Source organism: Limnobacter sp. (assembly GCF_036846585.1).
Lineage (GTDB): Bacteria > Pseudomonadota > Gammaproteobacteria > Burkholderiales > Burkholderiaceae_B > Limnobacter.
In genome coordinates this window covers 102956-110714 of the sequence record NZ_DAIUBR010000007.1, presented here as the reverse complement: position 1 = coordinate 110714, position 7759 = coordinate 102956, and the positions used below count along the sequence as shown (strand labels likewise).

General features: G+C 53.6%; 5 protein-coding genes. 1 reads left to right on the top strand and 4 read right to left on the bottom strand.

The features are described from left to right. Positions 1–75: 75 nt before the first annotated feature. Complete coding sequence (locus V7028_RS05460) at positions 76–1266, bottom strand: Fic family protein (protein WP_334119093.1); 1191 nt, start codon at positions 1264–1266, stop codon at positions 76–78. Positions 1267–1479: 213 nt separating this feature from the next. Next, positions 1480–2496 carry an acyltransferase family protein gene (locus V7028_RS05455; protein WP_334119092.1) on the bottom strand — a complete coding sequence of 339 codons (1017 nt, stop codon included), beginning with the start codon at positions 2494–2496 and terminating at the stop codon, positions 1480–1482. 128 nt (positions 2497–2624) lie between these two features. Between V7028_RS05455 and V7028_RS05450 the strand changes: the two genes are divergently transcribed. Continuing rightward, the gene (locus V7028_RS05450) at positions 2625–3602 is read left to right on the top strand and encodes an HPP family protein (protein ID WP_334119091.1); all 978 of its coding nucleotides are present in this window, start codon (positions 2625–2627) and stop codon (positions 3600–3602) included. Here the strand turns inward: V7028_RS05450 and V7028_RS05445 are convergent. Beyond that, positions 3599–5524 (bottom strand): esterase/lipase family protein, encoded by a 1926-nt coding sequence (locus V7028_RS05445; RefSeq protein WP_334119090.1) that lies wholly within the window; start codon positions 5522–5524, stop codon positions 3599–3601. The two genes, V7028_RS05450 and V7028_RS05445, sit on opposite strands and share 4 nt — an antisense overlap. Before the next feature lie 47 nt (positions 5525–5571). Continuing rightward, positions 5572–7626, bottom strand: coding sequence for a TonB-dependent receptor family protein (locus V7028_RS05440; protein ID WP_334119089.1), 2055 nt, complete (start codon positions 7624–7626; stop codon positions 5572–5574). Positions 7627–7759 lie beyond the last annotated feature (133 nt).

Sequence of the window (7759 nt, the reverse complement as noted above, 5' to 3'; positions counted from 1 at the left end):
TAAAAACCCCAATTTGTACTTATCTCAACTGTTCAGTTTTGCCGGGCCACTTCTGGGTTAAATTCAATTACTTCGCTACACAAACTCGCTTGGTGGGTATAGCTCTGGAAACAGGTACATCAGTATTCCGCTTGGACATTCTGGGTAAAGGGTTCCTTTTTCGCTCGGGCTGCTGATCAGCTTGTGTTCAAACAGCGGCTTGAAATACTTTCGTGTGGTGGCGGGGGATTTGTTAATCACATCGGCCGCAGCACCCCGGTCAAGTTGCCCGTCAATCAGCAGCCGCTCATAAATTTTGAAGTGTTCGGCTTTCAGGTCTTTGTATTTCAGGGCAAAGGCCAGCCGTGCGTTGTCAATCATGGTGCCAAGCCGGAAAAGCCCTGCCATGAAGTTGGCTTGGTCAATTCCTTGTGTCGCACAGTATTCGACAAAGTCGATCAGGCCTTTCTCGGTCAGGTTGCCTCGCCCGTCCAGGTCGCCCATGCGCGGTTGGTCAGCGTTGTGTAGTTTGGCCTTGTATGTGTCGCCTTTGTTGCGTGCAAAGCCCCTTGACATAGACCACACGGAGAAACCCGGCAGCGCACATTCTGAAAGCCATTTGTCCAGAAAAATTCGGGAGATGCGTCCGTTGCCATCTGGAAACGGGTGGATCCACGCCAAGCGGTGGTGTGCAATAAAGCCGTGTGCTATGGCTGCCACGCGGTTTTGTCCCTGCATTTCTTTTTGCAAGAACGGGGAGTACACCTGTTCAAACCGTTCCATAAAGCGTGGTACTTGTTGTGCGGCGGGTGGAATGTGCTCTCCGACCCGCACCTCTATGTCGCGGTATTGGCCTGGGATCATGGCTTTGCTGGTGCCTTCAATAGTCAACATGTCTTCGGGAAGGCCGGTGCAAAAAATGTGGTGTGCCTCCAGAATAAAGTTGTTGATGCCCATTTGGTGCAGGTTTGCGGTTTTGGCCCATTCGGTGGTGCCTATGTGGGCTTTGGCCAGTGTGCGTAGTTCTTCTTGCGAGTAGCCCGATTCTGGTTTTGTTTTGTTTTGTGCTGCCTGTAATGCTTTTTCAATGTCGATTGGCAGGGTTCGATGGCCTTCAATCAGGTTGCTGTAGTAGCAGTTCATGCCCTGAACCAGTGTGGCCAGGCGTTGTTGAATGGAGGCGGGAAGTTGCGGGTAGGCTTCGCCAGATGCAGCAAGCAGGTCGGAAACAAGACCGTACAGTTTCTCGGTCACGCCCTGGCGAAAGGAAAGTGACATGGGTTCCATGGACTGAATTCCCGATGGGAATGGGCTGCGCGTAGACACCTTGGAACCTTAGTGAAAATAATTTCCCTTAATTTATCACAAAACGAGCGATCTTGTTGTCGATAATTTTGCTAATTTCTGGGTGGTGTTTTATTTCAATATGTTGATTAATATGAATATATTTATTTTATTTTCTGTGTAATTTTAAATGTAAAATAAAAACTAGCGATGTTTTTATCGATCAACCACCCGATGCAACACCCACCCCGCAGCCACGCTAACAACCCACGTGGCCACAAACGCAAGCAACATTTCAGCAACACTGGTCAAGCCCAAGGCGATCACCACCGAGCTTGCAAACACCAAAACACCGTAGTGAATCAAAAACACCGAGTATGAAATGTCGCCCAGCCAGCGCACTGGGCCTTGAACAATCAAAGTGACAAAGCGCTCAATCTGCGCACTGTTCATCAATAGCAGTGCGGTAACACCGGTTAGCAACAGGCGTTCGCGCCACTCAATCCACATGGCAATGCCCAGAACACAGGCTATCAGCAAGCTGCTTAATACAATCTTGCTTTCCCGCTGCGCCCAATGGGCCACAACACCCAGGCCGTATGCTCCGAAAAAGTACCAGGCCCATTCATCGTGTTCGGCATTCCTATTCCACATCCACAGCGATGCAAGTGCCATGGCGCTTGCCAGCAGCAACAGGGCATGGGCAGGTTCAAGAAACTTCAACTGCCCGGTTTTCTGGCTTGCCCAAGCAATCAACACCAGCACCGCATAAAGCTGCAGGTCAATGGCCACGTACCAAACCCCGGCCGACAAGGCTTCCACGCCCACAATGTCGTGCAGCAAAAACACGTGGGCAAGCAGTTGCGCCAAAGTGGGTAAATCAGAAATTTCACTGTGCATTGCAATTTTGCTGCTCAGCCAGCCCAGCAGCACGGCCACGGCAATGGCTACCCAGAATGGTTTGGCCAGGCGCAAATAGCGTTTTTTGAACAGGGGCCAAACCGCCACGTCTCGTGCCTTCCCCAGCAAACCCAACAGGGATTGCGCTGCCAAAAAGCCGCCAATTACCAGAAAAATTTGCACCATGTAGCGGCCTTCATCAGCAATCAAACCCAGCAGCGCAGGCCACTCGGCCTGCAAAACGGGCGACATGGGGGTGTACAGCAGCAGGTGGTGAATCACGATAATTTGTGATGCAAGCACTTTCAGCAGGTCGATGGTTGAGTTGCGCACGGGGCAAATGGCAGGTGTTGGCAAGCTGGCAGTATACGGCCTGAAACAGACCCCCTTCGCTGTTTTGAAGCCACAGTTTTGCACCAACTTGGTGCCAATGGTGGATCTGCGCGCGTATTATCTTTGGCATGAAACTGTCTATCCGTGCCCTGCGCGCCTTGTCGGTGTCGCGGTCCATTCTGGGCTTCGAGTCCAATTCCACCAGCCCCCGCGAGAAGGCGATTTCCGGGCTGGGCGCTTTCTTTGGCATTTTGATGGTGTGCTGGGTGTCCAGCTTGGTGGTGCAGGGCACCGATGCAATTTTGGTGGTGGCGTCCATGGGGGCCACGGCGGTGTTGTTGTTCGCGGTGCCGCACGGCACGCTGTCGCAACCCTGGGCCTTGATGGGCGGGCATTTTGTGTCGGCGCTGATTGGGGTTACCTGCGCGCGCCATGTGCCCGATCCATTCCTGGCGGCGTCGTTGGCGGTGGGGTTGTCGGTGGGTGTGATGTACTGGGCGAACTGCATTCACCCGCCAGGCGGTGCCACTGCGTTAACTGCCGTGCTGGGCGGTGAATCCATTGCCAACCTCGGTTACTGGTACATGATTTACCCTGTGTTGTTGAACACACTGGCCATTTTGTTGGTGGCCATCAGTTTCAATGCGCTGTTTTCATGGCGGCGTTACCCCAACCACTTTGCACGCAAACAGAAAAAGCCAGTGGAGGCTTTGTCAGAAACCGGGGCCAGCCTGACGCACGAAGATTTCGCTGCCGCCATTGCCCGCATGGATTCGTATGTGGACGTAAGCGCCGATGTGTTGGCCGAGCTGTTTGAGTACGCAACCAAGCACGCCGATGAACAAAGCACCCACCCGCAAAGGTTGACGGTGGGCTCGTTTTACAGCAACGGGCAAGTGGGTTACCGCTGGTGTGTACGGGAGTTGCTTGATATGTCCTTGACCACGCCTTACAAGGGCGAGGCGGGCCAACAGGTGATTTTCAAGAACGTGGCTGGCGCTGATTTGTACGAAACCGGTTTAAGCAATGTCGAGGCTTTCAAGCGTTGGGCCCGTTACGAGGTGGTGCTGCAAGATGGCCGCTGGTTGCCGGTAAAAGCGGTTTAGTAAGCGATGTTCAGCGAATCCAGATGTTCATGCAGAATGCGGCGAATTTCAACAATGGCCTCGGGCTTTTCCTGCACGCTGTGCCATGAATTCACCACCAGCTCTGAGGCTGCACCTTCCAGCTTCGCGCTGGCGTAGGGCACCACGCCGTCACTACTTGCTTCCAGAATAACGTCCGGTGTGTAGTTGCCCATAATGGAGTGATAAATCACTTTCTCTGCAATTGGCAGCTTCGATGATTCCCGCACAAAGGGGTCTTGGTCGCTCAGGTTTTTGATGCTGTTGATCGATTCAACCAAGGGTTCATTGGATGCTTCATTCGGGTTCACCAAAAGCTGCCCAATTTCAGTGGCGCGGCTTAGCACGGTGGCGGGTAAGCGAATGATGCCTGACACGAAACGTGCGAAGCGGTTCTCTGCATAGGGCGTGCCGCGGTGCGGCGCTGCGATGAAAATGGCGCGTGTGGGTTGCGGCATGGCAGAAAATATTACGTATGGTTCAATTTTCTGGCGCAGCTTTTTTTCGCGTTGTTGCGAAATGTTGTAACGCTCCAGCACCGATTCCCACAACTGGTCACCAGAATTCGACACCATCAAACGGGCCAATACGCCACCCATGCTGTGGCCAATCAAGACCATGTCTCTGGATGCCCTGCGGTTGCCTTGGGGGTCGAAGTTTTTCAGTGTTGAATTCACTGCCTCGCGAATTTCACGGTTATTGAACGGCAGCGGTAAATTCGTGGGGTAGTACACCTGCCAAATTTGGTAGTTCTGGCGCAGCTCTTCATCGCCCAGTACCTCGTTGGCCACGTTCACCCAGGCTTCGGGGCTGCTGGCCAAACCGTGCAGCATCAAAATAACGCGGCGGTTGGGGTCGAAGGGTTGCATCAGATAAATGCGGGGCTTTTCCAGCGTTTCACTGCGGCCAATCAGTGACAACAAACTTTCCTGCGCAAAGCCTGACCGCGCCAGCCAAAGTCCGTGACCCGATGTGAAATTCGCTGCAAGCGGTACACGAATGCCGCGCACGTCGACACTTGCACTGCGGTGCGGGTCGAAGCCCTGCAATTCCACGCGGTTATCCGCCAGCACGGTTTCAATGCTGTCGCCGGGAAAGCGCAACATCACGGTGACCGAGGGAAATGGTGTTTCGCTCCACGGTTTGTTTTCATCTTCGCGCTTTACCACCGTGCGGGCAAACACAGCAACCAATTCAGCACCCAAACCGTCGCGGCGGTATTGGTTGCGCAAACCTTTGAACGTGAGGGACGATGCTGCCACCAATTCGTTTGGAAGCTGCCCCTTGTGGCTCAGGCTCAGGCCTGCGGTGCTACCCCTAACCTGCCAGGGGGCGAAATCGAGCAGGTAGGTTTTCTCTTCTGACACCGATTTTTCAAGCTGATCGCGGTAGCGGTTGAACAAACCCACCACAGCCTGTTGCGTTGAAAAATTGTAGTAGTCGCGCACTTGGGCCTGCCGGTCTTCCAGCGCACGCAGGTCGGGTGTGCGGTTGGTGAAAAACAGGTAGGAGTAAGCGTGTTTTGCACTTTCCAGGTAAGCCGATAATGTGGCGGTTTTCAGGGCATCGTTTGCAGGCTCCAGTTTCTGGGCCTCTTCATTTTGCAAGGCTTCTTGAAGCCACAGTTCGGAAATGGTGGACAGGCGTTGCTCATCGCTTAATCCGATGGATGCGATCAGTGTCTTTCGGCAGGCAGACTTATCCGTGTTGCAGCGGCCTTCGTCGGTTCCAACCACTTGCAGTGCGGTGCGCGCAGAGGCACTGAGCTTGCCGGTGGTGAGTACATCGCCACGGCGGGCCGACAGGTAATCTTCCGAACTGACTGAGCCTACGCTGACGATGGCGCAGCCCGACACGGAGAGTGCAAGCAGAGTGGCGGTGGCGAGGTGGGTGAAGTTGAACATGTGCTGCGGATCAATTCTAATCAAGATGTTGATACTACGCCCAAATCTCACCACTTAACTTCCACGCCTGCGTAAACGCTCCTGCCTTCACCCGGCGCAAACTGCGCCGAATCCGCTCCATTCGAATTCACAATCACACCTGTGGTGGCGGCATACACTTTGTTGGTCAAATTACGGGCATCCACAAACACACGCAATTTGTCGCTGAATTTGTAAGAAGCATTCAAGCCCAACAGCAAGTAAGGATCTGTCACCAACGTATTTTGCAAATCCACAAAATAACCCTGTGGCACATACTCAATGTTGGGGGAAACCGTCCATCCCTGCGTGTGTGAATAATCCAGCTTTGCGCGCAGGTACTGTTCTGGTATGCCGGGAATGGCAGCATCGCCATACACGCGGTCTTTGTCGAAACGGAAACGTCCGAAGGTATACGCCAGTTGCCAGTTCAAGGCATACTCCTTCGACAAACCCATCAACGGCCCCGTCAGCCCAATTTCAACACCTTGGTGCACGGTGTCGTCTGCATTCAAAATGGCGCTCAAGCCTGGCACAAGCGGGTTGAGCTGATAGCTCACAAACTCATTGTTCAAGCGGCTGTAATAGATGCTGATGTCCCAGCGAACACCATTGGCAATGCCGCGGCTTCCCACTTCGAAAGTGCTTGATTCTTGTGCTTCAAGCGCACGCGTTGGGCTGGTTTCAGAAAACGTGGGGGGCTCAAACGCCCGGCTTAAGTTGCCGAATACCTGTACATTCTCAGTGGCTTGCCAAAGCAAGCCGGTTTTCGGGCTGAACTGCGCATAGCGGCGCTGGTAGCTGCCATCGCCATCGCTCAAAAACTGATCATTTGCGGCTCGTGTGGCGTGGGCCCATTGCAGGCCGTTGATCCATTGCAGCGAACTGTTCACGTGCAACCGGCTTTCGCCGTACAACTCAACGTTGTGTGCTTTCTGGTCCTCAAAACTGCGAAGGCTGATTCGCTGCCCTTGCTGGTGGTTAAAAATACGCGCTTCTGTAACACCGTGCACCAGGTTGTATCCCAGCGTGGTGTCGTGCCGCATGTTCCACAATTCACCCTGTGCAATACGGTTGCCAAAGGTGCCAAGGTCGCGGGTTTGCTGGTCAATCAAACCAAAGCTCAAAGGGTGGTACAGGTTTTTGTCCACGGCATACAGGCCTGTATTGTATTCAACGCCTGCCGTGGAAATCCACGTGGTTTTGTTGGCCACACGGGTAATCAGAAAATTGCGCTGCGAATTGCTGCCCGCTGAGGCCTCATTGGCCTGTGTGGGGTCAGTTTGTAGTTGTGCCTTGGTCAAGTTGCCCGGTAATTCCTGATTCATGTCGCCGTGAATTACATAGAAACGCGTTTCCAGTTGCGGGTTGATTTTCAAACCCACATTCGCATTTAAACGTGTGTTTTTCTGTCCGCTGAATTGGCGAAACCCGTCAGAACGCAATTGCGACAGAGACGCAAAATAATCCCAATCCCCGACCACATTGCCCGTTTTGAATTGTGCACGGGCAAACCCGTGGCTACCCGCATCCAAACGCACAACGCTGTTGGGCGTGGTGTACCCGGTGGGCGTTGCGAAATTGATTGCACCCCCCAAGCTGGCCGCGCCGTACTGCAAGGCATTGGCGCCTTTGTACACCTCCACGTGTTGAAGGGCCAGCGGGTCAATGTCTTGAAAATCAGATCCACCGTCGGCGAGATTGATGGGAATGCCATCCTGTAGCAAGCGAATGCCCCGCATGTGAAACGTGCGCGACAAACCCGATCCCCGAATGCTTAGTCGCGCTTCCTCATTGACGCGACTTTGCGCAAACACGCCCGGTGTAAAGTCCAGCATGTCTTTAATGGTCACGGATTTGCCGGACTCGAAACTTTCTGCCTTCACCACTGCAGTGCCACCTGCGGTTTGTGCCAGTTTCTCCTGCGCAACCCGTACGCTGGCTGCGCTCAATGCCTCGTGCTGCGCATTCACTTCAACTTCGTCAAGCGCAGGGTTTGCAAACAAAGCGTGTGAACAGGAAGCAAGGCCCAGCAGCAAACCGAGTTGAAGGGGGCGCAATTTGAAGGGCTTGTGTACTGGCATCACGTATTCCGGGCAAGGTAGACCAACCCGGTTTATACGTCAGCCTTGCCGTGTCGGGAATGCGGCATATTGTCGCAGCGACGCAGCGCAACAGATGATTTCCCCACGGCCATTGAAGAAGCCACTTAGAATG